Source organism: Actinomadura rupiterrae (assembly GCF_024172125.1).
In the GTDB taxonomy this organism is placed as follows: Bacteria; Actinomycetota; Actinomycetes; order Streptosporangiales; family Streptosporangiaceae; genus Spirillospora; species Spirillospora rupiterrae.
In genome coordinates this window covers 347,726-373,893 of record NZ_JAMZEA010000003.1, presented here as the reverse complement: position 1 = coordinate 373,893, position 26,168 = coordinate 347,726, and the positions used below count along the sequence as shown (strand labels likewise).

At 72.7% G+C, this 26,168-nt stretch carries 19 protein-coding genes; 6 read left to right on the top strand and 13 right to left on the bottom strand.

Features of this window, described 5'->3' with window-relative positions; genetic code table 11:
* Nucleotides 1-234: 234 nt before the first annotated feature.
* From FHU30_RS10510 to FHU30_RS10500, 3 genes are all read right to left on the bottom strand, one after another.
* Complete coding sequence (locus tag FHU30_RS10510) at nucleotides 235-1,455, bottom strand: acetyl-CoA C-acetyltransferase (protein WP_253874499.1); 1,221 nt, start codon at nucleotides 1,453-1,455, stop codon at nucleotides 235-237.
* A 250-nt stretch (nucleotides 1,456-1,705) separates the two neighbouring features.
* Entirely contained in the window at nucleotides 1,706-3,037 is a 1,332-nt protein-coding gene (locus tag FHU30_RS10505) for an outer membrane protein assembly factor BamB family protein (RefSeq protein ID WP_253874497.1), read from the bottom strand.
* Nucleotides 3,038-3,136: 99 nt separating this feature from the next.
* Nucleotides 3,137-4,144 carry an SGNH/GDSL hydrolase family protein gene (locus FHU30_RS10500; protein ID WP_253874495.1) on the bottom strand — a complete coding sequence of 336 codons (1,008 nt, stop codon included), beginning with the start codon at nucleotides 4,142-4,144 and terminating at the stop codon, nucleotides 3,137-3,139.
* Nucleotides 4,145-4,335: 191 nt separating this feature from the next.
* On the opposite strand from FHU30_RS10500, the gene FHU30_RS10495 reads away from it, so the two are divergent.
* Nucleotides 4,336-5,718 (top strand): cystathionine beta-synthase, encoded by a 1,383-nt coding sequence (locus tag FHU30_RS10495; protein ID WP_253874493.1) that lies wholly within the window; start codon nucleotides 4,336-4,338, stop codon nucleotides 5,716-5,718.
* A 127-nt stretch (nucleotides 5,719-5,845) separates the two neighbouring features.
* Here the strand turns inward: FHU30_RS10495 and FHU30_RS10490 are convergent, their stop codons facing one another.
* Nucleotides 5,846-8,020, bottom strand: a complete 2,175-nt coding sequence (locus tag FHU30_RS10490; RefSeq protein ID WP_253874491.1) for an MMPL family transporter — start codon at nucleotides 8,018-8,020, stop codon at nucleotides 5,846-5,848.
* Nucleotides 8,021-8,213: 193 nt separating this feature from the next.
* Between FHU30_RS10490 and FHU30_RS10485 the strand changes: the two genes are divergently transcribed.
* Nucleotides 8,214-9,380: a cystathionine gamma-synthase gene (locus FHU30_RS10485; RefSeq protein ID WP_253874489.1), complete on the top strand. Its 1,167-nt coding sequence runs from the start codon at nucleotides 8,214-8,216 to the stop codon at nucleotides 9,378-9,380.
* A gap of 195 nt (nucleotides 9,381-9,575) precedes the next feature.
* A complete protein-coding gene (locus FHU30_RS10480; protein ID WP_253874487.1) occupies nucleotides 9,576-10,676 on the top strand; it encodes an alpha/beta fold hydrolase in 1,101 nt (366 codons plus the stop codon).
* Between the two features lie 40 nt (nucleotides 10,677-10,716).
* On the opposite strand, the gene FHU30_RS10475 is transcribed toward FHU30_RS10480, so the two are convergent.
* From FHU30_RS10475 to FHU30_RS10460, 4 genes are all read right to left on the bottom strand, one after another.
* Nucleotides 10,717-11,214: a hypothetical protein gene (locus tag FHU30_RS10475; RefSeq protein WP_253874485.1), complete on the bottom strand. Its 498-nt coding sequence runs from the start codon at nucleotides 11,212-11,214 to the stop codon at nucleotides 10,717-10,719.
* 165 nt (nucleotides 11,215-11,379) lie between these two features.
* The gene (locus FHU30_RS10470; protein WP_253874483.1) at nucleotides 11,380-11,661 is read right to left on the bottom strand and encodes a hypothetical protein; all 282 of its coding nucleotides are present in this window, start codon (nucleotides 11,659-11,661) and stop codon (nucleotides 11,380-11,382) included.
* Nucleotides 11,662-11,868: 207 nt separating this feature from the next.
* Nucleotides 11,869-13,959 carry a vWA domain-containing protein gene (locus tag FHU30_RS10465; protein WP_253874482.1) on the bottom strand — a complete coding sequence of 697 codons (2,091 nt, stop codon included), beginning with the start codon at nucleotides 13,957-13,959 and terminating at the stop codon, nucleotides 11,869-11,871.
* A gap of 15 nt (nucleotides 13,960-13,974) precedes the next feature.
* The gene (locus FHU30_RS10460; RefSeq protein ID WP_253874480.1) at nucleotides 13,975-15,363 is read right to left on the bottom strand and encodes a sigma 54-interacting transcriptional regulator; all 1,389 of its coding nucleotides are present in this window, start codon (nucleotides 15,361-15,363) and stop codon (nucleotides 13,975-13,977) included.
* A 164-nt stretch (nucleotides 15,364-15,527) separates the two neighbouring features.
* On the opposite strand from FHU30_RS10460, the gene FHU30_RS10455 reads away from it, so the two are divergent.
* The 3 genes from FHU30_RS10455 (at nucleotide 15,528) to ilvA (ending at nucleotide 18,983) form a co-directional block, all read left to right on the top strand.
* The gene (locus tag FHU30_RS10455; RefSeq protein WP_253874479.1) at nucleotides 15,528-16,694 is read left to right on the top strand and encodes an FIST signal transduction protein; all 1,167 of its coding nucleotides are present in this window, start codon (nucleotides 15,528-15,530) and stop codon (nucleotides 16,692-16,694) included.
* Nucleotides 16,695-16,741: 47 nt separating this feature from the next.
* On the top strand, nucleotides 16,742-17,701 hold the full coding sequence (locus FHU30_RS10450) for an ROK family protein (protein WP_301323021.1): 960 nt from the start codon (nucleotides 16,742-16,744) through the stop codon (nucleotides 17,699-17,701).
* Nucleotides 17,702-17,768: 67 nt separating this feature from the next.
* Nucleotides 17,769-18,983, top strand: coding sequence for a threonine ammonia-lyase (ilvA, locus tag FHU30_RS10445; RefSeq protein WP_253874478.1), 1,215 nt, complete (start codon nucleotides 17,769-17,771; stop codon nucleotides 18,981-18,983).
* A gap of 19 nt (nucleotides 18,984-19,002) precedes the next feature.
* Here the strand turns inward: ilvA and FHU30_RS10440 are convergent, their stop codons facing one another.
* From FHU30_RS10440 to FHU30_RS10420, 5 genes are all read right to left on the bottom strand, one after another.
* Nucleotides 19,003-19,779: an ABC transporter permease gene (locus FHU30_RS10440; RefSeq protein ID WP_253874477.1), complete on the bottom strand. Its 777-nt coding sequence runs from the start codon at nucleotides 19,777-19,779 to the stop codon at nucleotides 19,003-19,005.
* On the bottom strand, nucleotides 19,776-20,738 hold the full coding sequence (locus FHU30_RS10435; RefSeq protein WP_253874476.1) for an ATP-binding cassette domain-containing protein: 963 nt from the start codon (nucleotides 20,736-20,738) through the stop codon (nucleotides 19,776-19,778). Before FHU30_RS10435 ends, FHU30_RS10440 begins: the two co-directional genes overlap by 4 nt.
* Before the next feature lie 198 nt (nucleotides 20,739-20,936).
* On the bottom strand, nucleotides 20,937-22,367 hold the full coding sequence (locus FHU30_RS10430; RefSeq protein WP_253874475.1) for a M1 family metallopeptidase: 1,431 nt from the start codon (nucleotides 22,365-22,367) through the stop codon (nucleotides 20,937-20,939).
* A gap of 159 nt (nucleotides 22,368-22,526) precedes the next feature.
* The gene (locus FHU30_RS10425; protein WP_253874474.1) at nucleotides 22,527-24,254 is read right to left on the bottom strand and encodes a M1 family aminopeptidase; all 1,728 of its coding nucleotides are present in this window, start codon (nucleotides 24,252-24,254) and stop codon (nucleotides 22,527-22,529) included.
* Between the two features lie 162 nt (nucleotides 24,255-24,416).
* Nucleotides 24,417-26,075, bottom strand: a complete 1,659-nt coding sequence (locus FHU30_RS10420; protein ID WP_253874473.1) for a M1 family metallopeptidase — start codon at nucleotides 26,073-26,075, stop codon at nucleotides 24,417-24,419.
* Between the last annotated feature and the right edge of the window lie 93 nt (nucleotides 26,076-26,168).

Here is a 26,168-nt window from a genome sequence, read left to right as displayed (position 1 = left end):
GGGACCTATCCATCACGTAACGTAGATCCTTCGTAAAGCGATACTCGCCCCGAACGCGCAGGTGGCCCGGGTTGTCCCTGCAAACCCGGGCCACGCTGGGATGACGCTTAGTGATCATGCGGCCGGACGATCAGCCTTCCCGACCGTCAGACCGTCCGCACGACGCCCACCAGGACCGCCGCGAGGATGCCGCACGGATGCCGCACGGATGCCTCACGGATGCCGTACGGACCGTCAGGACAGGCGCTCGACCACCATCGCCATGCCCTGGCCGCCGCCGACGCACATCGTCTCCAGGCCGAACTGCTTGTCGTGGAACTTCAGGCTGTTCAGCAGCGTGGAGGTGATCCGCGCGCCGGTCATGCCGAACGGGTGGCCGACCGCGATCGCGCCGCCGTTGACGTTCAGCTTGTCGATGTCGATGCCGAGCTGCTCGGCGGACGGCAGCACCTGCGCCGCGAACGCCTCGTTGATCTCGACCAGGTCGATGTCGCCGATGCTCATCCCGGCCTTGGCGAGGGCCTTGCGGGACGCCTCGACCGGGCCGAGGCCCATGATCTCGGGGGACAGGCCGGACACGCCGGTCGACACGATCCGCGCGAGCGGGGTGATGCCGAGCTCGGCGGCCTTGGTGTCGCTCATGACGACGACCGCGGCGGCGCCGTCGTTCAGCGGGCAGCAGTTGCCCGCGGTGACCGTCCCGTCCGGCCGGAACACCGGCTGGAGCGTGGACACCTTCTCGTAGGTGGTGCCGGCGCGCGGGCCGTCGTCCTTGCTGACGACCGTGCCGTCCGGCAGCTCGACCGGGGTGATGTCCTGCGCCCAGAAGCCGTTCTCGTTCGCCTTCTCGGCGAGGTTCTGCGAGCGGACGCCGAAGTGGTCCTGCGCCTCGCGGGTCACGCCGTACTTCGCCGCGACGTTCTCGGCGGTCTGGCCCATCGCGATGTACACGTCGGGCAGCTCGTCCTGCTCGCGCGGGTCGGACCACACCTCGGCGCCGCCCTCGGCGCGCTTGGCGGTGCGGGCCTCGGCCCCGGCGAACAGCGGGTTCTGCGTGTCGGGCAGGCCGTCGGAGCTGCCCTTGGCGAACCGCGACACCATCTCGACACCGGCCGAGACGATCACGTCGGCCTCGCCGGCCTTGATCGCGTGCAGCGCCATCCGGGTGGTCTGGAGCGAGGACGAGCAGTACCGGGTGATCGTCGCGCCGGGCACGTTGTCCCAGCCGAGCAGCACCGACACGACGCGGCCCATGTTGTAGCCCTGCTCGCCGCCGGGCAGGCCGCAGCCGAGCAGCAGGTCGTCGATCTGGTCCGGGCCGAGCTGCGGGACCTTGGCCATGGCCGCCTCGACCATGCGCGCGGTGAGGTCGTCCGGGCGCAGGTCCTTCAGCGACCCCTTGAAGGCCCGTCCGATGGGGGAACGCGCGGTGGCGACGATGACTGCCTCGGGCATTGCGTGACTCCCTGTTCTGCGGGACCTTCCGGTCCGGTCTCGTACCGGCCTTCGGTACCTGGGTTACTCGCCGGTCACCTCCGCAATGTAGCCGCTGCCGGAAGGCGCGTACACGCCGGGTCCCGCGCGGCGCGAACCCGTTGTCCCGAAGTGCGCGGACACCCCGCCCGAATACTCAGCCGAGACCAGACGGACACGGTCGTCGCCGGGCGGGCGCGGGCCAGGGCGAGGGCCGGAGCATGGTCGGCGGTCAGGGGCCGTACATGCCGGGGGCGGTGCCGCGGGCGTCGTGCAGGGCGTGCAGGGTGCCCGACTCGTCCCGCCAGACGCGCCAGCCGTCGGTCGCGCCGGTGTACCAGCCGGGCGGCGCGCCCGGGTCGCCGATCCGGCGGCCGCTGCCCAGGTCGAAGGCGCACAGCGGGGCGACCGGGTAGAAGCCGGGCCGTCCGGTGATCTTCAGCGTGGACGGCGTGACCGTGCAGAACGACCACATCCGCAACCCGTGCGCCGGGACCGGCGCGGCGTCGCGCAGCGCGACCGCGCGGCCCGGACGGTCCGGAGTCAGGAAGCCGAGCTGCGCCAGGTCGGACGGCAGCGACAGCCACCAGGACGAGCGCGGCGCGCGGTCCGCGGGGAGCGTCACGGCCGTCCGCCCGGTGCGCGGGTCGACCTGCTCGAAGCCGCCGTACCCGCCCGCCGGCGTGACCTGCCGCGCGATCAGCGCGACCGCCGGGCTGGCGCTCGGGTAAACGCGCAGCAGCCGGGGACGCGACCAGGTCAGCGCGCCGTCGGCGGCCCTGACGGCGAAGAACCCGAACGAGGTGAGCGGCTGCCCGCGCCCGGTCTGGTGCGGGCCGAGGTAGCCGACGAGCGTGTCGCCGAGCGAGCCGAACGCCCAGCCGCCGGAGAGGTTCACGCCGTTCCCCACGGCGTTCTCGACGGGAAGGGACCAGAGCGCCCGGCCGCTGCGCAGGTCGCGCGCCTCCAGGGCCGGGTGCTTCGCCATGCGGAAGACGATCACGCGGGACGCGTCCGCCCACTCGACCTCGGCGACGCCGTCCATCCGCCACAGCTCCCTGCCCTGGGCGGACGGGTCGAGCGCGACGAAACGGGCGTCCGCATCGGCCGTCCGCTCGGCCAGGCAGAGCATCGGGCCGCAGGCTTGCGGGCCGAACGTGGTCCGGACGTCCCGGGTCCAGCGCAGCGCGCCGGTCCGCGCGTCGCGTGCGACGAGGACCGCGCCCTGCCCCTGCGGCTCGACCGCCGCGACGACGCGTCCGGACACCGCGGGCGGCTGGACGCCTTGATCGGGCGTCCGGCCGCGCATGGCGGCGGGCTTGGCCCACAGCCGCTTGCCTCTGGCCAGGTCGAACGTGTCGGTTTCGAGCGTCCCGTCCGTCCGGAGGGCCGTCACGGCCGCGATGCCGTTGCCGACGGCGGCCTTGCTCACCACGTCCAGCCCGGGCGCCGACCAGCCCTGGGCGCCCAGGGCGTCGTTCCCGCCGCTGGAACACCCGGCCAGCGCGGCGCACATCGCCGCCGCACCGACCCACCGCGCCTTCCGCACCCCGCACGCGCCCATGGCGTCCCCCGCTCCCCACGCCGGACATACCGATCCATGCGGAACGTAGCAGCGTGAACACGCTGCGGAGGCGCTTTCGCAAAATCTCCTTGACCGCCCTTATGCGGCGCTGGAGTCCGCCATCGGCTCGGCCGGTGCCCGGCGGACGCGCCGCAGGAGCGTGGCCCACCGGCCCCGCGGCCCCCGGTCCCGGCCCGCGACGCGCGTTCCCGCGACCTCGGTGCCGGCCTTCTCGGCGGCCTCGGCGGCGGCCAGGTAGACGGGCAGGACGCCCTCGCCGCGCCGCGCGTCCGGCAGGATCTCGTCCAGGTCGGGATCGAGGTCCAGGGCCGCGGCCATCGACGGCAGCAGGGCCATCGCGGCGGCCGCGTAGCCCCGCGCGGACGGGTGGTACCGGTCCTCGCTGAACATCCCGGCCGGGTCGGCGGCGAACTCGCGGCCGAGCAGGTCGCCCAGCGACACCGACCGCCCGCCGCGCTCGACCACGGCGATCGTCTGCGCGGCGGCCAGCTGCCGGCTCGCCCGCCGGGCCACCCACTTGAGCGGCTGCATCAGCGGCTTGACCGAGCCGAGGTCCGGGCAGGTGCCGACCACGACCTCGCAGCCCGCCGTGCGCAGCCGCTCCACCGCCCCGGCCAGGTGCCGGACGGCGTCGGCGGCGCGCACCCGCGAGGTCACGTCGTTCGCGCCGATCATGATCACCGCGATGTCCGGCGCGGCGGCGAGGACCTGCTCGACCTGCCCGGCCAGCGCTTCCGACCGCGACCCGGACACGGCCACGTTCACCAGCCGGACGGGCCGTCCGGAGATCGCCGACAGGCCGTCCGCCAGCAGCGCGGACGGCGTCTCGTCCGGGGTGTGGACGCCCAGCCCCGCCGCCGTGGAGTCGCCGAGCATCGCGAAAGAGAGCGGCTCACCGGGGAGGCCGCGGCCGTACAGGCCGTCCACGTGGGGAGGGTCACCGTTCGGCGTCGCCTGGATGATGCGGCGCGCCAGCCGGACCTCCGCCATCACCAGGCCCACCGTGATCCCGCCGAGTGCCGTGATCCCCCCGCCGCCGTACGCGGCCGCCGTGGCGACGCGCCGAGCGGTCAGCGCTCTCAACATCGTCAGTCACCCCCCGTCCGAACAGGACTCCCATCCCCATAGGGTGGTGATGCCCGGCCACGCCGATCTGGGCTACCGTCGGGAACCGAAATCTATCCGAAACCGCATTCCCGCCTATAGCGGTTAAACATTGCCGCAACGGGATGTCATCCAGGTTTCACATCGTTGTTGATCACGACAAGGACGTCGCGATGCAGGTGCATGACTCGCTCGTCGAACTGATGGGCAACACGCCGCTGGTCCGGCTGCGGAACGTGACCCGCGGCCACACCCGGCCGGACGGGCCGCAGGTGCTCGCCAAGGTCGAGTACTTCAACCCCGGCGGGTCGGTCAAGGACCGCATCGCGGTCCGGATGATCGACGCCGCCGAGAAGTCGGGCGAGCTCCGGCCCGGCGGGACGATCGTGGAGCCGACCTCCGGCAACACCGGTGTCGGGCTCGCCATCGTCGCGCAGGAGCGCGGCTACCGGTGCGTCTTCGTCTGCCCGGACAAGGTCGCCAAGGACAAGATCGACGTGCTGCGCGCCTACGGCGCCGAGGTCGTGGTCTGCCCGACCGCCGTCTCGCCCGAGCACCCGGACTCCTACTACTCGGTCTCGGACCGGCTCGCCGCCGAGATCCCGGACGCCTGGAAGCCGAACCAGTACACCAACCCGAACAACCCGCGCTCGCACTACGAGACCACCGGCCCGGAGCTCTGGGAGCAGACCGAGGGCCGCATCACGCACTTCGTCGCGGGCATCGGCACCGGCGGGACGATCAGCGGCACCGGCCGCTACCTCAAGGAGGTGTCCGGCGGCCGCGTCCAGATCGTCGGCGCCGACCCCGAGGGCTCGGTCTACTCCGGCGGGTCCGGCCGCCCCTACCTCACCGAGGGCGTCGGCGAGGACATCTGGCCCGAGACCTACGACCGCGAGATCTGCGACCGGGTCATCGCCGTGTCCGACAAGGACTCCTTCACCATGACCCGGCGCCTCGCCCGCGAGGACGCCCTGCTGGTCGGCGGCTCCTGCGGGATGGCGGTCGTCGCCGCCCTGCGCGTCGCCGAGGAGGCCCCGGACGACGCGGTCATCGTCGTCCTGCTCCCGGACGGCGGCCGCGGCTACCTCTCCAAGATCTTCAACGACGACTGGATGAGCAACTACGGCTTCCTGTCGGCCCCGACCGAGGAGTCCACGGTCGGCGAGGTGCTCACCCGCAAGGGCGGCACGCTGCCCGAGTTCGTGCACACCCACCCGCACGAGTCCGTGCAGACCGCCGTCGCGATCATGCGCGAGTACGAGGTCTCCCAGCTCCCCGTCATGAAGGAGGAGCCGCCGGTCATGGCCGCGGAGGTCGTCGGCTCGGTCAGCGAGTCCGACCTGCTCGACCTGCTGATCCGCGACCGGGGCCGGCTCTCCGAGCCGGTCGAGTCGCACATGTCCGCGCCGCTGCCCACCATCGGCTCGGGCGAGCCGGTCAGCAAGGCCGTCCCCATCCTGGAGAAGTCCGGCGCGGCGGTCGTCCTCGTGGACGGCAAGCCCAAGGGCCTCATCACCCGCCAGGACCTCATCGCCTTCCTAGCCGCCCACTGAGCTGAGCATGGATGCGGCAAGGCCCCGGAACCTGGTGGTTCCGGGGCCTTGTCGTCTTCCCCTTTGGGTCGGGGCGCGCGCCGGGGGGTGTGGGCGGCTTGGATAGTCCCGGCGCGCGTCCCGACGTCTAGTAGCGGCTGCCCGTCGGGGCGTACGGGTTGTCGGCCATCGGGTCCTGCGGCGGGGCCTGGCGGGCCGGGGCCTTGCGGGCCCGGTCGCCGTGGCCCGGCCACCAGGCCTTGTGGCCCAGCAGGGCGGTGATGGACGGCACCAGGAACATCGCCATCACGAAGGCCGAGAGCGCGATGCCCATGGCGATGGAGAAGCCCATCTGCTGCAGCATCGACACCTTGGCCAGCAGCATCACCGAGAAGGTCGCGGCCAGGATGAGTCCGGCGGCGGCGATCGTCGGGCCGCTGTGCTGGACGGCCAGGGCGGCGGCGCGGCGCGGGTGGTGGCCCTCCTTGGCCTCCTCGCGGAGCCGTGCCGTGATCAGGATGTTGTAGTCGGTGCCGATGGCCAGCACGAACAGGTACAGCATGATCGGCAGGTGGAAGATCTCGCCTTCCTTGCCCTGCAGGCCCTGGAAGATGTAGACCGCCGAGCCCAGCGTGGCGGCGAAGCCGAGCAGCACCGCCGGGACCAGGTAGAGCGGGGCCACGATGGACCGCAGCAGCGCCAGCAGGATCAGCGCGATCAGCGCCGCGGCGACCGGGAGGATCACCGACAGGTCGCGGTTGACGACCTTGTTCATGTCGCTGTAGATCGCGGTCGCGCCGCCGACGTACATCTTGGTGCCCTGCGGCGTGATCTGGTGCGCCGCCGGGCCGAGCTTGTCCTTGACCAGCGTGATCGCCGAGTTGTCGTTCGGGTTCTGCTTGAGCAGCAGGTCGACCCGGACGACGTCGCCCTTGGCGTTGCGGACCTCGGGCTGGACGGTGCCGACGCCGGGCAGCGACTTGGCCTTCTCGCGGAACTGCGCGACCTCGGCCTTGGACACCGTGCCGCCGTCGGTGGACTTCAGCAGCACCTGGACCGGGGTGGTCAGGCCGGGCGGGAAGCCCTTCTGCATGTCCTTGCCCGCCTGGGCGGACTCGGTGTTCTGCGGGAACCCGGACTGGAAGTCGTAGTCGGACTTGAAGGAGAACGCGCCCACCGCGAGCACGACCAGGATCGCGCCGGTGCCGAGGGCCACGAGCAGCGGCTTGCCGCCGACCAGCGCGCCGATCTTGACCGAGGCGCGCGCCTTCGGCTGCTTCTTCCAGGCCTTGGACGGCCAGAACGTCGCGGTGCCGAGCAGCGACAGCAGCGCCGGGACGAGGGTCAGGGCCGTGATGCCCATGACGACGACGGCGATGGCGAGGGACGGGCCCCAGGCGGCGAACAGGCCGAACGAGGCGAGCATGAGCACCAGGAACGTCGCGGCGATGGCGGCGGCGGCCGAGGTGATGACCTCGCCGACCCGCTCGACCGCGTTGATCAGGGCGGTCTTGCGGTCCTCGCCGAGCCGCAGCCGTTCGCGGAACCTGAACAGGACGAACAGGTAGTAGTCCGCGCCGACGCCGAACAGCACGATCGTCAGGATGATCTGGAGGCTGTCGTCGGTCGAGAAGTTCAGCAGGTGCGAGGCCGCGCCGATCAGCTTGGTCGTCACGACCTCCGTCAGCATGATCACCAGGATCGGCAGGAACGCCGCGATCGGCGCCCGGAAGATCAGCAGGATCAGGCCGATGATCAGGATGAAGGTCGCGCCCGACACGATGGCGAACGACTGCTGGAACGACTTCTCGTTGTCGGTGAAGGCGGCGGTGTCACCGCCGACCTTCGCGGTCAGGCCGGACCCGAGCGCGGACGGCAGGTCCTTGCGCATGTCCTTGATGGCCTGGCCCTGGTCCTTCTGCGCCTTGCTGTCGGTGCCCGACATCGGGACGCTGATGACCTGGACCGCCTTGTTCGGCGCCACCGTCTGCGGGCCGGCCATGAAGCCCTGGACCCGCTTGTAGTGCTTGTCGGTCAGCGTCTTGGCGGCCGCGGCCACCTTCGCGCTGTCGGCCGGGGTGATGGGTGCGCCGTCGGTCCGCTTCACCACCACGAACGCCGTGGCGTCCGCGTGCTGCGGGAAGGCTTCCGACAGTACCTTCGCGGCCTGGATCGATTCGTACTTCGAGGGCATGAAGTCTTTCTGGTCGGACTTCTTCTTCGCCCCGGGGGCGAGGAAGACGACCAGAGCGCCGATGATCAACCAGGCCACGATCGTGTACCACGGATGTCTCACGACGAAGCGCGCGAGCCGTGCGAACATGCAAGCGTCCTTCAGGTAGGGCGGTGAGTGGTGAGGTCTGGAGACGCGGTGAGGTCAAGCGTCGCGATTACCTCTCAAACAGTAGAGATCCCCCGCCCGGATTTGGTCACCCGGTGTGTCGAAATGGGAGGCCATACCTGGGGGGGATGGCCTCATCCTCTGGGAGGGTTCGCGGGTGGATAACCTCGTGCCTATGGACAACGAGGTTCCGCAGGGCAACGTCCCTCAGCAGGGGTTCGAGACGCTGGCGATCCACGCCGGGCAGGAGCCGGATCCGACCACCGGCGCCGTCGTCCCGCCGATCTACCAGGTCTCCACCTACAAGCAGGACGGCATCGGAGGGCTCCGCGGGGGCTACGAGTACTCACGCTCCGCGAACCCCACCCGCACGGCGCTGGAGGAGTGCTTCGCCGCGATCGAGGGCGGCACGCGGGGGCTGGCGTTCGCGTCCGGGCTCGCCGCCGAGGACGCGATCCTGCGCACCCTGCTGCGCCCCGGTGACCACGTGGTCATCCCGAATGACGCCTACGGCGGCACCTATCGCTTGTTCGCCAGGGTCGCCGAGCCCTGGGGCGTCTCCTACGACCCCGTCCCGCTGGGCGACCTGTCGGCCGTGCGGGCCGCGATGCGCCCGGACACCAAGATCGTCTGGGTGGAGACCCCGACCAACCCCCTGCTCGGCGTGTCCGACATCGCCGCGCTCGCCGCGATCGCGCACGAGGGCGGCGCGCTGCTGGTGGTCGACAACACCTTCGCCTCGCCCTACCTCCAGCAGCCGCTGGCGCTCGGCGCCGACATCGTCGTCCACTCGACCACCAAGTACGTCGGCGGGCACTCCGACGTCGTCGGCGGCGCCCTGGCCGTCCAGGACGCCGAGCTGGGCGACCGGCTGGCCTTCCACCAGAACGCCATGGGCGCGGTCGCCGGGCCGTTCGACTCCTGGCTGACGCTGCGCGGGATCAAGACCCTCGGCGTCCGGATGGACCGGCACTGCGACAACGCCGAGAAGATCGTCGAGATGCTCGTCGCGCACCGCTCGGTCAAGCAGGTGCTCTACCCGGGTCTGCCGGACCACCCCGGCCACGACGTCGCGGTCAAGCAGATGAAGCGGTTCGGCGGGATGATCTCCTTCCGCGCCTGGTCCGCCGAGGACGCCGTCCGGATCTGCGAGCGGACGACCCTGTTCACGCTCGGCGAGTCGCTCGGCGGCGTCGAGTCGCTGATCGAGCACCCCGGCCGCATGACGCACGCCTCCGCCGCCGGCTCCCCGCTGGAGGTCCCGGCCGACCTCGTCCGCCTCTCCGTCGGCATCGAGGACGTCGCCGACCTGATCGCCGACCTGGAGCACGCCCTCTCCTGACCCGCAGGAGCCAGGAGGACCCGGCCGGCCGGACGCACCGGGCCGGGTCCTCCGCGCGCAGCGCTCCCCTGGGGCGTTCGGGCAGGTAGGGGAGCGGTTCGGTGGGCGGGCGGCGCGGGGGACGCCTGCGATGATGATCAAAGTCGTATGATGTGCCCGGGATCGCCCGGAAGCGGGTGTCCGAAAGGGGTTGGAGTGCGCAGAGTTCTGGTCGGCGGTGCGGCGTTCGCCGCGGTGTGCGTGTCCGCCGCATCGGTTCCGGGCAGCGCGGGCGCGGCCCCGCTGCCGACGCCCGGCTCCACCGTCGGGCCCGCGTCCCCGCCGACGCTGCCGTCCCCGACCCGGCCGGACGGCACCCAGTCCGCCACGGGCACGCCGTCCGGGTCGCCGACGGGCGCGCCCTCGACCGGGCCGTCCGGGCCGACGACGCCGTCCACGACACCGGACGCCGACCCGAGCGCGAACGTGACCGGCAAGGCAGTCATGGTCACGCCCAAGCTGCCCAAGACGCACACCTTCGCCTACGGCAAGGACGCACGGCAGCGCGTGGACGTCTACTGGCAGCCCGCGAACCCCAAGGACAAGAAGGCCAAGCCGCGCCCCGGCGTCCTGCTGCTGCACGGCGGCTACTGGCTGGAGGGCGACAAGAGCGGCTGGAAGTACTTCGCGCGCCGCCTGACCGCGCAGGGCTTCACCGTGATCGCGCCGAACTACCGGCTCGCGACCACCGCGCGCTGGCCCGCCCAGCGGGACGACTCGGTCGCCGCGCTGGAGTACGTCCGCAAGCACGCCAAGTCCGTCAACCTCGACCCGAAGCGGATCGCCGTCGTCGGGTCGTCCGCCGGGGGGCTGCTCGCCACCCAGGTCGGGACGCTGGGCGAGGGCGCCGAGCGGGTCCGCGGCGTGGTCGCGCTGTCTCCGGTGAACACGCCCTACCTGGCCTACCAGGACGGCGGGAACCCCGACGCGACGGCGGCCCAGCGCAAGCTGCGCGGCGCGGTCGCCAAGCTGGTCGGCTGCGTCCCGGCCGGGCCCGTCCCCGGCTGCTGGGACCGGCTGGACGACGCGAACGCCGCCGCGCACGTCTCGCGCGGCGACGCTCCGATGCTGCTCTTCCACAGCAGCCGCGACTTCGTCCCGGTGACGCACAGCACCGCCCTGGCGGGCGCGCTGCGCGTGGCGGGCGTGCCGGCCACGGTCCGGACCGTCCCGGGCGCCATGCACGGTATGGGCCTGATGGTCGACCCGACCGTCTACCCGGCGCTGCTGTCCTGGCTGAAGGCCCGCACCGCCTGAGCGGCGCGGACGCCCCTGGTGGTCAGTGCCAGACTGGTGGTCAGTGCCAGACCATCATGACCAGGATGACGATCCAGATCAGCGCGATCACGCCGGAGAAGGCGGCGATCCGCCCGCGCTCCACGGCCGCGATGTCGCCGGACGCGCCGGACTCGGCCGCCGGCTCGTCCTTCTCGCCGTCCTCTGCCGCCTCGGCCGGTTCCGGTGCGGGCGCGGCGGCGGCCTCCAGCAGCTTGAGGGCCTTGCGCTGGTCGCGCTCGACGATGAACAGCAGCACCAGCCCGACGACGAACAGCGTCATGGACGCCGAGAGCCAGAACTTGGCGAAGTCGCCCTTGGCCAGGAACAGCCCGAACAGGAACACGCCCAGCGCGCCGAACGCGTAGATCGCCGTCGTCCGGTTCAGGTACCGCAGGATCGTCACGTCCCGCTTGCGGATGTAGCGCGGGGTGGACATCGTGGCGGCGGTCAGCGGTCCCAGGGTGAAGATCGCAAACCCGATGTGCAGGATCAGCAGCAGGCGATCGGAACTCGACATGCCACGACCCTAGCCTGCGGGGTTCCCCGGAACGGCGGAAGAGCTGCGGAAGCCGCCCGGCGCGCGGGCGCCGGGCGGCTTCCCGGCCGGTCCGCGGGCGGCGTCGACCGGCCGAATGGGGCATCCCCGATTAGTCCGTGGGACCCCGGCCTCGCGCGGGCCGGGTCACTTCTTGCCGGGCGGGTCGTCCAGTACCGGCGGCGGGCACTTCGCGGGCTTCGCCGCGGCCCCGCCATGGACCGCACCGCCTCCCAGGCCCTTGTCCCTCGGGGGTGCGGGCGGGCAGGGGTGGTGTCCGGAGGAGTGGACGTGGTGGCCGGGCTCGTGGTCCGCCAGAGCCGGACCGGAGCCGAGCGCGAGCACGGCCGCCACCGCGAACCCGGTGGCGAGCGCGGCGGCGGAGCCCCTGGCCGCGGCGCTCGCGGGCAGCCGTCGATGTGTCGTCACAGAAACCCCCGAAGGCACTTCTGGTGCGGGAATATTCACTCCGCGTAGTGGCTTCCCCGGTGCGGTCGGGCACTAATCGAGATTGTCGGCAAAGGGGCGGTTAGGTGCCTCCAGATCACACCTGACCCCGGTGTCCGCCTGATCCCACCGCTTCCTTGATCCCGGGCCCGCCCGCCCGCCCGCGCTCGGTTGGCCAGAGGTGGGCGCTCAGCGGCGGCCGCCTCGGCGGACGCGAAGGTAGTCGCTGACGACGTACTCGCCGAGCCGGTCGGCGTCCGGTGCGAAGACCCGGCCGCCGTTGCGGCGCGCGACCTCGTCCACGAAGGCGACCAGGCGGCGGTCGTCGGCGAGCATGAAGAAGTTCAGCGCCGCGCCGCGCCGGGTCATCTTGTCCACCTCGGCGGTGGTGAGCACGAGCGTGTCGGCGGACGGCGGGTAGTCGAACCAGGACCGGCCGTCCGGGCGCAGGTGCGCGGTCGGCTCGCCGTCGGTCACCACCAGGACGACCGGCTCGAAGTCCGGGTGCCGGTCCAGGTGCCGTCCGGCGATCATCAGCGCGTGGTGCAGGTTGGTGCCCTGGACCATGTCCCAGTCCAGGCCCGCCATCTCGGTCGGGTGCAGCACCCGGGCGTAGTTGGAGAACCCGATGATCTGGATGGCGTCCTGCGGGAACTTGCTGGTCACCAGCGTGTGCAGGGCCAGCGTGGTCTGCTTGGCGGCCGCCCACGTGCCGCGCAGCACCATCGAGTAGGACAGGTCGACCAGCAGGCACACGGCGGCGGCGCTGCGCCGCTCGGTCTCCTTGACCTCGAAGTCGTCCACGCTGAGCTTCACCCCGCGCGCGCCCCCGCGCCTCACCGCGGCCGCGCCGCCCCGCTCCAGCCCGGACGCGCCGCCCGGCCTCGCCGCGGGCGTGTCGACGGACCTCAGCGTGGACGCGTCGGTCGGCTGCGGTTCGGCGGGTGCGGCGGGGGTCATGGCGGAACGTTGGACGGCGTTGGAGACCGTCCGGACGACGTCGAGCGGCTGCTCGTCGCCGAAGCGCCACTCGCGCGTGGAGCCGGTCAGCTCGCCCGCCTGGCCCGCGTCGCGCTGGTCGTGGTCGCCCGCGCGGCCCGCGGTGAGCTTGGAGAACACCCGGCGCAGCGCGGTCTCGCCCAGCCGCCGGACGGCCTTGGGCGTCAGTTCCAGCTCGCCGCGGTTGCGCCGCAGGTAGCCCTGCCGTTCGAGCTCGGCCTCCAGCCGCCGCAGCGCGGCCAGGTCGTCCACGGCGGAGCGGCCGAGCGCGCGCCGGACGGCCTCCTCGTCGATGTCGTCCATCCGCGCGCCGGGGTAGTCCTGCCCGAGCGCGGTCTCCAGCTCGGCGAGGTCGGCCAGCTCGGCGAGCGCGCCGGTCGCGTCGCTCATGCCGAGCGGGTCGTCCCCGGTCATCTGCTCGGGCGTGCCCCAGCCCAGCTCGGGACGGCGCGCGCGCAGCGACTCGGTGAGCCGGGTCATCTCCATCGACAGGCCGGCGTCCTGCATGACCTGGTCCATGAGCCCGGCCAGCTCGGCGCGCTGCTCGGGGGTGAGGGACGCCATGAGCCGGTCCATCGCGGCGGCGCGGCGGGCGAGCGAGTCGACCAGCTCGTCCAGGTCGGCGGGGTTCTCCGGGAAGAACTCGCCGTACTCCTGCATGAACCGGTCGAAGTCCTCCTGGGTGTGCTCGCCGCGCGCGTCCTTGTCGAGCATGTCGTTCAGCGCGGCCATCATGTCGCGGACGCGCTCCATGGCGGCCGGGTCCTGCTGCGAAAGGGCCTGCCGCATGCCCTCGAACTGCGAGTCGAGGACCTCGCTGCGCAGCAGGTCCTTCAGCTTCTCGTACGTCTGGCGCGCGGCGTCCGAGCGCCACTGGTAGTCCGACAGCCGCCGGACGGCCTGCGCGGTGTCGTCCGGCAGCGCGTCCAGCTCGGCCTCGCGCAGGCGCGCGTCGTCGGACGGGTCGGGGAACAGCTCGGCCCGCTCCTGCCCGATCGCGGTGTCGAGCAGCGCGCGGACCTGCTCCAGCGTGCCGTCCATCCGGCCGCGGCGGCGCAGCTCGCGCCGCCGCTCGCGGACCTCGCGGAGCAGCTCGTCCAGCCCGCGCCGGTTCCGCGCGTCGTTCGGCAGGCCCCGGCGCAGCAGCTCGCGCAGCGCGTCGCCCGGACGGGTGCCCTCCAGGACCGAGTCGCCGAGGGCGTCCAGGGCCTCCCGGACGTCGTACGGCGCGGCGAGCGGGTCGGGCCCCTCGTGGTAGGCCCCATACCGGTAACGGCTCATTCCAACCTCAACGGGTCACAGGGAATAGGTGCCGGTGTCGTCCTTCGACAGGCGCCGGGTGAGGAACAGCCCCTCCAACGCGAACTCCAAGGCCGCCGCGGCCTGGCCGGGGGACTCCCCGGACATGCCGAGCCGCTCGACGATCCGGGCCAGCCCCGGCACCGGGCCGGTGCGGCGCAGCAGCTCCGCCGCGGGGACCAGCTCGCCCGACTCGACGGTCTGCCCCCCGTCGAACTTGGCCAGCAGCCCGGACAGGTCGGCCCCGCCGAGCGTGCGCCGGTAGGTCTCGGCGACCGCGCGGCGCAGCAGGTGCTCCAGCACCTCCTGCTCGCGGCCCTCCTCGCTGACCTCGAACTCGACCTTCCCCATCAGGGTCGGGACGACGGCGGGCAGGTCGCAGACGCGCGCGACCGGACGGTCCTCCCCGGCGAGCGCCGCGCGGCGGACCGCCCCGGCCGCGACCGTCTCGGTGCCGGCGAGCGCGAACCGCGCGGACACGCCGGACCGGGCGTCCACCGCCGTGGACTCCCGGACGAGCCGGGTGAACCGCGCGACGACCTCCAGCAGGTGCTCGGGCACCTCGACGTCCGCGCCGATCTCGGCCTCCTGGCGGACCAGGTCCAGCTCGTCGGACAGCTCGACCGGGTAGTGGGTGCGGATCTCCGCGCCGAACCGGTCCTTCAGCGGCGTGATGATGCGGCCGCGGTTGGTGTAGTCCTCGGGGTTGGCGGACGCGACGAGCAGCACGTCCAGCGGCAGCCGCAGCGCGTAGCCGCGGATCTGCACGTCCCGCTCCTCCAGCACGTTCAGCAGCGACACCTGGATGCGCTCGGCGAGGTCGGGCAGCTCGTTCACGGCGAACACGCCCCGGTTCGTCCGCGGGACGAGCCCGTAGTGGACGGTCTCCGGGTCGCCCAGCGTGCGGCCCTCGGCGACCTTCACCGGGTCGACGTCGCCGATCAGGTCGCCCACGGACGTGTCGGGCGTGGCGAGCTTCTCGCCGTACCGCTCGTCCCGGTGCCTCCAGGCGACGGGGAGGGAGTCGCCCAGCTCGTCCGCGAGCCGGCGGCACCGCACGCACACCGGCGCGTACGGGTGGTCGTTGATCTCGCAGCCCTCGACGACGGGGGTCCACTCGTCCAGCAGCCCGGCGATCGTGCGGATCAGCCGGGTCTTGCCCTGGCCGCGCTCGCCCAGCAGGACCAGGTCGTGCCCGGCCAGCAGGGCGCGCTCCAGGTGGGGGAGGACGGTGTCGTCGAAACCCACGATGCCGGGGAACCTGGGCTGCCCCGATCTCAGCCGGGTCAGCAGGTTCCGGTGGATTTCTTCCTTCACGGTCTCGAACTGGTGGCCGCTGGTGCGCAGCTCGCCCAGTGTGCTCTCGCGAGGTGTGGATGCACGCACGCGACCGACCCTACGTCGCGTCCGGCCGTCCGGAACCCCCTTGCGGGCGGCCGTTCGGACCGCCGCGGCCGGTTCCGGGGCGCCGCGTCCGGCCCGGCGTTCGCGTCGTGCCCGGTCCAGCGGGGAGACTGGGGGTGTGACCGTACGGAGAATGGGGGGCACCGATGGCCCGATTCGGTGACGGGCTGGCGTTCGGCCCCGACCTGGCCGAGGCGGCGGAGACGGCCGTCCGGCAGGCCCGCGCCGAGCTGACCGAGCCGCCCGACCTGGTCTGCGTCTTCGTCTCCGGCGGCGACACCGACGCGATCGAGGCCGCGGCGCGGCGCGCGCACGAGGCGGCCGGCGCGCGGGTCTTCCTCGGCTGCTCGGCCGCCGGGGTGATCGGCGCGGGCCGCGGCATCGAGGGCCAGGGCGCGGTCAGCGCCTGGGCCGGGGTGCTGCCGGACGCGCGGCTGACGCCGTTCCGGCTGGAGACGCTGAAGGCCGAGGACCGGCTGGTCGTGGTCGGCATGCCCGAGGCGAACGAGGACGACGTGGTGGGCGTGCTGCTCGCCGACCCCTACAGCTTCCCGATCGACGCGTTCGTCGAGCGGTCCGGCGAGGCGATGCCGGGCCTGCCGCTGGTCGGCGGCCTCGCGGACGGCCCGGGCCGCGGCATGACGCGGGTGTTCGTCAACGGCGAGCAGTTCGACGAGGGCGCCGTCGGGGTCGTCCTCGGCGGTGAGGTGCACGCCGCGACCGTGGTCAGCCAGGGCGCGCGCCCGATCGGCCCGGACATGGTCGTCACCAAGGCGGACGAGAACGTCCTCTACGAGCTGGCGGGCGCGCCCGCGCTGTCCAAGCTGGAGGAGGTCGTGCTCGGCCTGACACCGGACGAGCAGGAGCTCGCCGGGCGCGGCCTGCTGATCGGCGTCGCGATGGACGAGTACGCCGACCGGCACGAGCAGGGCGACTTCCTCGTCCGGGGCGTGGTCGGCGCGGACACCGACACCGGCGCGATCTCCATCGGGGACGTGGTGGACGTCGGGCGGACCGTCCGGTTCCAGGTGCGGGACGCGGCGGCGGCCGAGCACGACCTCGCCGAGCTGCTCGACCGGTTCGACCTGGCGCCCGTCGAGGGCGCGCTGCTGTTCTCCTGCAACGGGCGCGGCCGGGCGATGTTCCCCGACTCCGACCACGACGCGCGCGTCCTGCACCGGGCGTTCGGCGGCGCGGCCGGTGTCGGCGGCTTCTTCGCCGCCGGGGAGATCGGCCCGGTCGGCGGCCGCAACCACGTGCACGGCTTCACCGCCTCCATCCTCGCCTTCGGAGCCGCGGGAGACGACCAGTGACCGCCACCACCGCGACGACGCTCGTCCCGCGTCCGGCGGAGGCGGCCCTGGAGGCGGGCGGTACCCCGGCGGACGCGCCGGTGCTGGCCGTCGACATCGGCGGCACCAAGCTCGCCGCCGCCGTCGTGGAGCCGGGCGGGCGGATCGCCGTCTCCGACCGCATCCCGACGCCGAACAACCCCGGAACCGACGCCGAGGGCCTGTGGCGGACGCTCGCCGCGATGCTCGACAAGCTCGTCGCCGAGGCGGGCGGGCCCGCCCTGGCCGGTGTCGGCGTCGGCTGCGGCGGCCCGATGACCTGGCCGGACGCGCACGTCTCGCCGCTGAACATCCCCGCCTGGCGCGACTTCCCGCTCCGCGACCGGCTCCGCGAGACCTACCCGGGGCTGCCCGTCCGGGTGCACAACGACGCGATCTGCCTGGCCATCGGGGAGCACTGGCGCGGCGCGGGCCGCGGCCGCGACAACATGCTCGGCATGGTCGTGTCCACCGGTGTCGGCGGCGGCCTGATCCTGAACGGGCGGCTCATCGACGGCGCCTCGGGCAACGCCGGACACATCGGGCACATCGTCGTCGATCCCACCGGCCCCACCTGCGAGTGCGGCGGACGCGGCTGCCTGGAGGCGATCGCGCGCGGGCCCGGCCTGGTGGCGTGGGCGCGGGAGGAGGGCTGGCACGGCACGACCGGCGTCGCGCTCGCGGCCGACGCCCGCCGCGGCCACCCCGTCGCGCAGTCGGCGATGCGCCGCGCGGGCCACGCGCTCGGCCTCGCCATCGCGTCCGCGACGCACCTGTGCGACCTGGAGGTCGTCTCGATCGGCGGCGGCATCTCCCAGGCGGGCGCGCTGCTGTTCGACCCGCTGGAGGAGACCCTCCGCACCTACGCGCGGATGGAGTTCGCCCGCCGCGTCAGCGTCGTCCCGGCCGCTCTGGGCCAGACATCCGGCCTGGTAGGCGCCGCCGCCCTCATCTTCGAGCCCGACAAGTACTGGACCGGCGCCGACTAGCCGACGGGGTGCGTGGAGAGCGGGCGGGGTGCGTGGGGAGCGGGCGGGGGCGTGGCAGGATGCGGGAGTGGTCTCCGTCTCGCTTGAGGACGTCCAGGACGCGCGGGAGCTGCTCACCGCCGTGGCCGTCCCCACCCCGCTGATCCCGTCCCGCGTCCTGTCGGAGGCGGTCGGCGGGCCGGTGCTGCTCAAGTGCGAGAACCTGCAGCGCACCGGGTCGTTCAAGATCCGCGGCGCGTACGTGCGGATCGCGCGGCTGTCGGAGCAGGAGCGGGCGGGCGGCGTGGTCGCGGCCAGCGCGGGCAACCACGCGCAGGGCGTCGCGCTCGCCGCGTCGATGCTCGGCACGAAGGCCACGGTGTTCATGCCCGTGGGCGCGCCGCTGCCGAAGGTCGCCGCGACCCGCGGCTACGGCGCGGAGGTCGTGTTCCCCGGCCCGACCGTGGACGACTGCCTGGAGGCCGCCGCCGCGTTCGCCAAGGACCACGGCGCGGTGCTCATCCACCCGTTCGACCACCCGGACGTGGTGGCCGGGCAGGGCACGATCGGCCTGGAGATCCTGGAGCAGTGCCCGGACGTCCGGACGGTCGTCGGCGCGGTCGGCGGCGGCGGGCTGATGTCCGGCGTCGCGACCGCGGTGAAGGCGGCCGCGGACCACCCGGTGAAGATCGTCGGGGCGCAGGCCAAGCGCGCGGCGGCGTTCCCCGCCTCGCTCGCCGCCGGGCGCCCGGTCCGGGTGGACCTGCGCCCGACGATGGCCGACGGGATCTCCGTCGGACGTCCCGGCGAGCTGACGTACCAGCTGGTCAGCGAGCTGCTGGACGCGGTCGTCACGGTCACCGAGGAGTCCATCTCGCAGGCCCTGCTGCTCTGCCTCGAACGCGCCAAGCAGGTCGTCGAGGCAGCGGGCGCGGCAGGTGTCGCGGCGCTGCTGGAGCACTCCTACGCCGTCCAGACGCCGGTCGTCGCGATCCTGTCCGGCGGCAACATCGACCCGCTGCTGATGACCAAGGTGCTGCGGCACGGCCTCGCGGGCGCGGGCCGGTACCTGGTCGTCCGCTGCCGCCTGAAGGACCGTCCGGGCGCGCTGGTGACCCTGCTCGGCGAGCTGGCCGGTTTCGGCGTGAACGTGCTGGACGTGGTGCACGAGCGCATCGCCCCGCGCCTCCCCGTCGAGGAGGCCGAGGTGCTGCTCCAGCTGGAGACGCGCGGCACTGAGCACAGCGAGGAGGTCACCCGCCGCCTCCGCGAGCGCGGCTACACCCTCACCCTCGGCACCTGACCCGCCTCGCGCACGCCGCCTAGCGGGAGGAGGCGCGCTGGTACTGCCGGACGGCCAGGAACCCGAACACGGCGATCAGGCCGACGCACCAGGCGAGCGCCTCCCAGACGGCCGGGGCGACCTTGAAGACCGGCGGGCCGATGAACAGCCCGCGCGTCGCGTCCACGATCTTGGTGATGGGGTTGACCTCGGCCCACGCGCGCAGCCAGCCCGGCATCGTCTGCAGCGGGACGAACGCGTTGCTGGTGAAGGTCAGCGGGAACAGCCAGACCATCCCGGCGATGTTCGCCGCCTCCGCGTTGCGCACCGACAGGCCGATCCACGCGCCGATGGACGCGAACGCCAGGATCGTCATCGCGAACATCCCGAACCCGCCGACCGCGCCCCAGAACCCGCCGCTGAACCGGAACCCGACCAGCAGCCCGACCAGCACCATCACCACCGCGACGAACATGTTGCGGACGAGGTCGGACCCCATCCGCCCGATGAGCACGGCCGACCGCGCCATGGGCAGCGAGCGGAACCGGTCGATCAGGCCCTTCTGCATGTCGTCGGCGAGCCCGGTGGAGATCCCGGCGGTCGCGAACGTCATGGACTGGGCGAAGATCCCGACCATGATGTACTGCACGGCGTCCACGCCGGGCGGCATCTTGATCGCGCCGCCGAACACGTACCGGAACAGCAGCACGAACATCACCGGCTGGATCAGCGAGAAGAAGAACAGCTCCGGGATGCGCGGGATCTGCCGCAGCTGCCGCTTGGTCATCTCCCAGCTGTCGGACAGCACGTAGCTCACCGCTCCACCGCCCCGTCCTCGGCCTTGCGCCCGGTGAGCGCGAGGAACACCTCGTCCAGCGTGGGACGGCGCAGCCCCACGTCGTGCGCCTCGATGCCGAGCCGGTCCAGCGCGTTCACCACCGCGACCAGGCTGCGCGTGCCCTCCCGGACGGGCGCGGACACGGTGCTGGTCTCGGTGTCGATCTCCGGCGTCTCGCCGGTGACGTCGAGGACGGCCGCGGACGCCTTCGGCACCAGCGCCGGGCTCGGCACCGTGAACTGCACCCGCTCGCCGCCGACCTGCGCCTTCAGCTGGTCGGACGTGCCGCGCGCGATCACCCGCCCGTGGTCGATGATGGCGATCTCGTCGGCCAGCTCGTCCGCCTCCTCCAGGTACTGCGTGGTGAGCAGCAGCGTCGCGCCGTCCCGGACGAGGTCGCGGATCACCTCCCACATGCCCATCCGGCCGCGCGGGTCGAGGCCGGTGGTCGGCTCGTCCAGGAAGATGATCCGCGGCCGGACGACCAGCGCCGCGGCGAGGTCGAGCCGCCGCCGCATCCCGCCCGAATAGGTCTTGGCGGGCCGGTCGGCGGCCTCGTCAAGCCGGAACCGCTCCAGCAGTTCGTCCGCCCGCGCGCTCGCGTCCCGCTTGGACAGGTGGTACAGCCGCCCGAACATCGCGAGGTTCTCGCGCCCCGTCAGGTACTCGTCGACCGCCGCGTACTGCCCCGACAGCCCGATGATGGTGCGCACCGCGTCCGGCTCGGCCACCACGTCGTGCCCGCCGACGACCGCCCGCCCCCCGTCCGGCCGCAGCAGCGTCGTCAGCATCCTGACCGTGGTCGTCTTCCCCGCCCCGTTCGGCCCGAGCACCCCCATCACCGTCCCCGCCGGCACGCTCAGGTCCACCCCGTTCACGGCGTCGACCTTCCCGAACCGCTTGACCAGCCCCTCAGCGACGATCACGTCCTCGCCCACACCGCCCCCTTAAACCCAACATCATAGAGTCATCAACCAACTACTCCACGACATGAGCCGGCTGCCCGGCCTTCACATCGCAGAGAGCCAGGGAGCGTCGAGGGCATGGGGAAGGGCGGCCCCTTTTTCTTGCGGGGCCGCCCTTTTACGCCCGGCGCGGAGGGCGCTCTGCGCCCGGAGCGCCGGGCCTGGTCGAAGCTAGAGGGACGGCTTGCCCTCGCTGTAGATCCAGGTGTGGGCCCACTTGGAGAGGTCCTTGTGGGAGACCTGCTGCGCCACGCGGACGAACTGGGCCGTGGAGCCGTTGCCGTAGCGGTTGATCGCGGGCCAGGTGCGCAGCAGCGTGAAGAAGGCCTTGTCGCCGATCTGCTTGCGCAGGACGTGGATCGCGGCGGCGGCGCGGTCGTAGACGAGGTTGTCGAAGATGTGGTCGCGGCCGGGGTTGGAGACGACGCCCTTCCAGAGGTCGTCGGTGGCCGGAGTGGAGTAGACGCCCTGGAAGCTCTTCTCCACCGGGGTGTTGTTGAACTTCTCCTGGTAGAGCCACTCCGAGTAGGTGGCGAAGCCCTCGTTCAGCCAGATGTCGGACCAGCGGTACGGGGAGACGCTGTCGCCGAACCACTGGTGGCCGAGCTCGTGCGCGAGGAGGTCGCCGGACGGGATGTTGCCGGGGTGCTTGTACAGGTCGTAGACGGGGCGTCCCTGGGTCTCCAGGGCGTAGCCGACGTGCGCGGCGACGGTGATGCCGCCGGTGGACGACCAGGGGTAGCGGCCGTAGACCGAGGACTCCCAGTCGGTGATCTGCGCGGTCTGGGTGTTGAAGAGCTTGGCCTTGTCGGCCGGGATCTTCATGTTCACGTCGGTGTAGGTCAGGTTCGGCGCGCCGTGCGCCGTCCGGCCCTTGACCTCGTCGTACCTGCCGATGGCGATCATCGCGAGCTCGCTCGCCATGGGCCGGTCCATCACCCAGCGGGTGGTGGTCCAGCCGTTGCGCGACCACTTGCCCTTGAGGTCGCCGTTCGCGACCGTGGTGAGGGCGCTGGGCGCGGAGAGGGTGAAGCCGTAGGTGGCCTTCTCGGTGGGGTGGTCGTCCACGGGGTAGACCGCCGCCGCGCCGATCGGCTGGTTCAGCATGAGCCCGCCGTCGGCCGTCGGGACCCAGCCGGACACGCCGAGCGCGGGGTCGTTGATGGTCTGCGGGACGCCCGAGTAGGCGACGGTGACGGTGAACCTCTTGCCCTTGCGCAGCCCCTTGGGCGGCGTGATCACCAGCTCCTGGGTGCCCACGCGCTTGTAGGACGCGCGGTGGCCGTCCACCGCGAGCCACTTGATGGTGAGGCCCTGGAAGTCCAGGTCGAACCGGGACAGGTTCTGCGTGGCACGGGCCTGGACGGTCGTGACCGCGTCGATGCCCTTGCTCTTCGGGTCGTACTTCAGGCCGATCTCGTAGTGGATCGGGCTGTAGCCGCCGTTGCCCATCTCGGGGAAGTACGGGTCGCCCGCACCGGCCGCGCCCGGCGTGAACCGGGGCGGCTTGGCGTTCGCGGGCAGCGCGGCGGCCGTGGTCGCGGCCAGTGCGAGGCCGGCGGCGACGGCGGTGGTGGTGAGCGCTCTGGGGACTCTGCTCATTCGCCTCATCCTTGCGAGGGTTATCGTCCGCATCAGAATTTCCCCGCCGTCACTCCGCGATCAAGCGCGTTTTGGTATCAAATCGGCGGTTAACCTGCCGTATCCGGCTGGGCACCGCCGGCCGGGCCGAGGTTCCGGCGTCTCGTTCGGCCCCCGGAGTCACCACTTCTTGGGCTTGCCCTTCTGGTAGAGCCAGGCCTGGAACAGCCGGTCGAGCGACTTGCCGGACATCTTCTCGGCGAGGGCGATGAAGCCCGCCGTGGTGGCCGCTCCGTACTTCGCGGACCGGGTGCCGGACCTCTTCCTGGCGGACGCGGACCAGCCGCGCGCCGCCCAGGCCTTCACCAGCTTGAAGAACCGCGCGTCGCCGATGCGCTCGCGCAGCGCCTCCAGGCACATCGCGCCCCGGATGTAGACCGAGAAGCCGAACAGGTCGCGGCGGGCGGGCGAGCCGGGCGGCGGGTTGAACACGGGGGACTCGGCGGGCTGGGCGTAGTACTTCTTGAAGATGCGCCTGGTGGTGTCCTTGCCCTTGTGCTCGGCCCACAGCCATTCGGCGTAGGTGGCGAAGCCCTCGTTGAGCCAGATGTCCTTCCAGTCGTGCAGGCTCACGGCGTCGCCGAACCACTGGTGGGCCAACTCGTGCACGACGAACGTCTCGTCCGGCGCGAAACCGGCGTACACCGGGCGCTCCTGGGTCTCCAGCGCGTAGTCGAGCCGCGGGTCGTCGATGGTGCCGCCCGCCGTGGCGAACGGGTAGGGCCCGAACTGCGACGCCTCCCACTTGAGCGCGGCGACCGTCGTCCGCTCCAGCTTCCTCGCGGACGAGGCGTACTTCGGGTCCACGGCCGTGATGACCGGGACCTTCCCGGCCTTCGTCCGCCTGATCTGGAACTTCCCGATCGCGATCGTCGCCAGGTAGCTCGCCATGGCGGACGTCTCGGTCCACTCGTAGGTGGTCTTCGCGCCGCGCCTCGTGGACGCGCCGGGCGTCCCGTTCGCGACGACCTGGAGATCGGACGGCACCGTGACGTGGAAGGCGTAGGTGGCCTTGTCGCGCGGGTGGTCGTTGACGGGCAGCCAGGTCGGCGTGCCGTCCGGCTCCCCGAGCGCGACCGCGCCGTCCTTGGTCGGAACCCATCCGTAGGTGCCGAGCGAGCCGTCGCTGGCCGGCCCGGGAACCCCCGAGTACCGGACGACCGTGGTGAACTTCGTCTCGGACGGGATCACCGCGGACGGCGTGACGACCAGCTCCTGGCCGCTCCGGGTGAACGACGCGGGACGCCCGTTCACCGTGATGCCGGTGACCTGCGGGCCGCGGAAGTCCAGGTCGAAGCGGGAGAGCTGCTGCGTCGACATCGCGGTGATGGTGACCGTGGCGTCCACCTTGCCGGTCTCGCGGCCCGCGTAGTCCAGCGCGGCGTCGTAGTGGAACACGTCGTAACCGCCGTTGCCGGCCGCCGGGTAGTAGGCGTCCCCGATACCGGCCGATCCGGGCGTGCCCACCGCCGCACTGGACGACCCGACCGCCGTGCCGATCGCCGCGCCAGGCCCCCCGACGAGCGCCGAGGGCAACCCTGCCGCGTCGGGTCTGCGTTGTGCTCCGCCGGGCGCGCCGATCGCCATGTTGGGCTTCCCGACCAGCGCCCCCGGCTTACCGGGAGGGCTCGCGGCCGCGCCCGGGACCGCCCGCGGCGTGCCGGGAACGACCTGCGGCCGCCCGGGGACCGCCAGCGGTGTGCCGGGGGCGGCTTGCGGGGTGCCGGCCGGTCCGGGGGTCGCGGACGCTGGGGCGGGGACGGCCGCCAGCAGGGCGGCGGCGGTCGTCGCGGCGGTGAGGCCCGCCGTCATCCGCCGCCCGGTCGCACGTGCTCGTTGCCCAGTCACCCGTCCCAGCCTGGACGGTCCGGGCGCTTCGGGCCGGTAGCCGGACCGGGTCTTTGACGTCCCCTTGCCGCTCGTTCACCCCCGCCGGACGCTTGATCAACTTCGCCCCGGGCGGCCGGGCGGCCGGCCGGCTGGGCGGGCGGGCGGCGGCAGGGCCGCGGGTCAGAGGGCCGGGCGGTGCGGCTGGTAGAGCCAGGCGTCGAAGAACGGGCCGAGCTTCTTGCCCGAGACGCGCTCGGCGGTGGCGATGAACTGCGGCGTCGTGCCGTTCGAGCCGCGCTTCTCGGCCGTCCAGGTGCGCAGGATCTTGAAGAACACCGCGTCCCCGACCTTCGTGCGGAGCGCGTGCAGCGTCATCCCGCCGCGGTCGTAGACGGCGCGCCCGAACAGGTCGGTGCGTCCCGGGTCGCCGATGCGGACGCCCCACAGTTCGGCGCTGCCCTGCCGGTACAGCTGGTCGAACCGCTGCTGGGGGGACGGGCCGCCGGCGTGCTGCCCCCACATCCACTCGGCGTAGGTGGCGAAGCCCTCGTTGAGCCAGATGTCCTTCCAGCGCTCCAGGCTGACGCTGTCGCCGAACCACTGGTGCGCCAGCTCGTGCGCCATGATCGTCTCGTCCGGGCCGAACGAGCCGTAGACCGGCCGGGTCTGGGTCTCCAGCGCGAAGTCCACGTCCGCGTCGTCGATGACCGCGCCGGTGGACGAGAACGGGTACGGCCCGAACAGCCGGGTCCACTCGTCGGTGATCTGCGCGGTCTTGGCGGCGACCGCGTCCACGCCCGGCCCGGGGACGGTCGGGTCGACGGCCGTGAGGTACGGGATCCCGCCGGGCGTGCGGCCCTGCCGGACGTCGAACCGGCCGACGTCCACGGTCGCGAGGTAGGTCGCCATCGGCTGCGCCACGTGCCAGGACGTCGTCGCCATCGCGCGCTGCTTGATCGCGCGCTGCTTGTAGGCGACCGTCGTGATCGTCGGCTGCGGCGAGTTCGGCGGCTGCCCGGGCGGCGGGGACTGGCCGGGCGGCGGGGTCTGGCCCGGGCCGTTGCCGGGCGGCGGGGTGTCCGGGATGCCGGGCGCGTCGCCGCCGCCCGGGTTCGTCCCGCCGCCCTGGAGCGTGCCCGGCGCCGGCTCGCCGTTCGAGATCGCGGTCAGGCCCTGCGGCACCGAGACCTGGATGTCGAACGTGGCCTTGTCGCTCGGGTGGTCGTTGCTCGGGAACCAGGTGTGCGCGCCGCTCGGCTGGCACGCCACGAACACGCCGTCGCGGGTGCGGATCCAGCCGTACTTGCCGAGCACCTTGTCCCGGACGGGCTGCGGCGTCCCCGAGTACCGGACGGTCGTGACGAACCGCGCGCCCTTCTCCAGCGCCCTGCCCGGCTCGATCACCAGCTCCGAGCCGTCCCGGTGGTACTTGGCGGCCTGGCCGTCCACCTTGATCTCGGCGACCGTGAGGCCGGTCAGGTCCAGGTCGAACATCGTGAGCCGCTGCGTCGCGACGGCGGTGATCTCCGCCGTGCCGTCCAGCTGCTTGGCCTCGTCGTCCGGGACGATCGCCAGCTTCAGCCCGTAGTGCTGGACGTCGTACCCGGCGTTGCCGTCCCCGGGGGTGTAGGGGTCGCCGACCGTGGCGAGGCCGCCGGGCGCGCGTTCGGGAGGCTCGCCGGAGCCCTCCTTGCCGCCGGTGCGGATCGACACCGAACAGCCCGCCACCAGCGCGAACGCGGCCAGGCCCGCGACACCTCGCGGGAGCGGGCCGGGTCGTCCGGGCCGGGCGGCACGGGGGAACCGGACGAATCGGGGGGAGCGGGCGTCCTGCTGCACGAGGCCCAGCCTGCCCGTCTTGCGGCGGGCTGGGCAACTCGCGGGCCCTCCCCGGCCCCGAACGGCCATCCGCGCGGCGCGTCCGGGGAACGG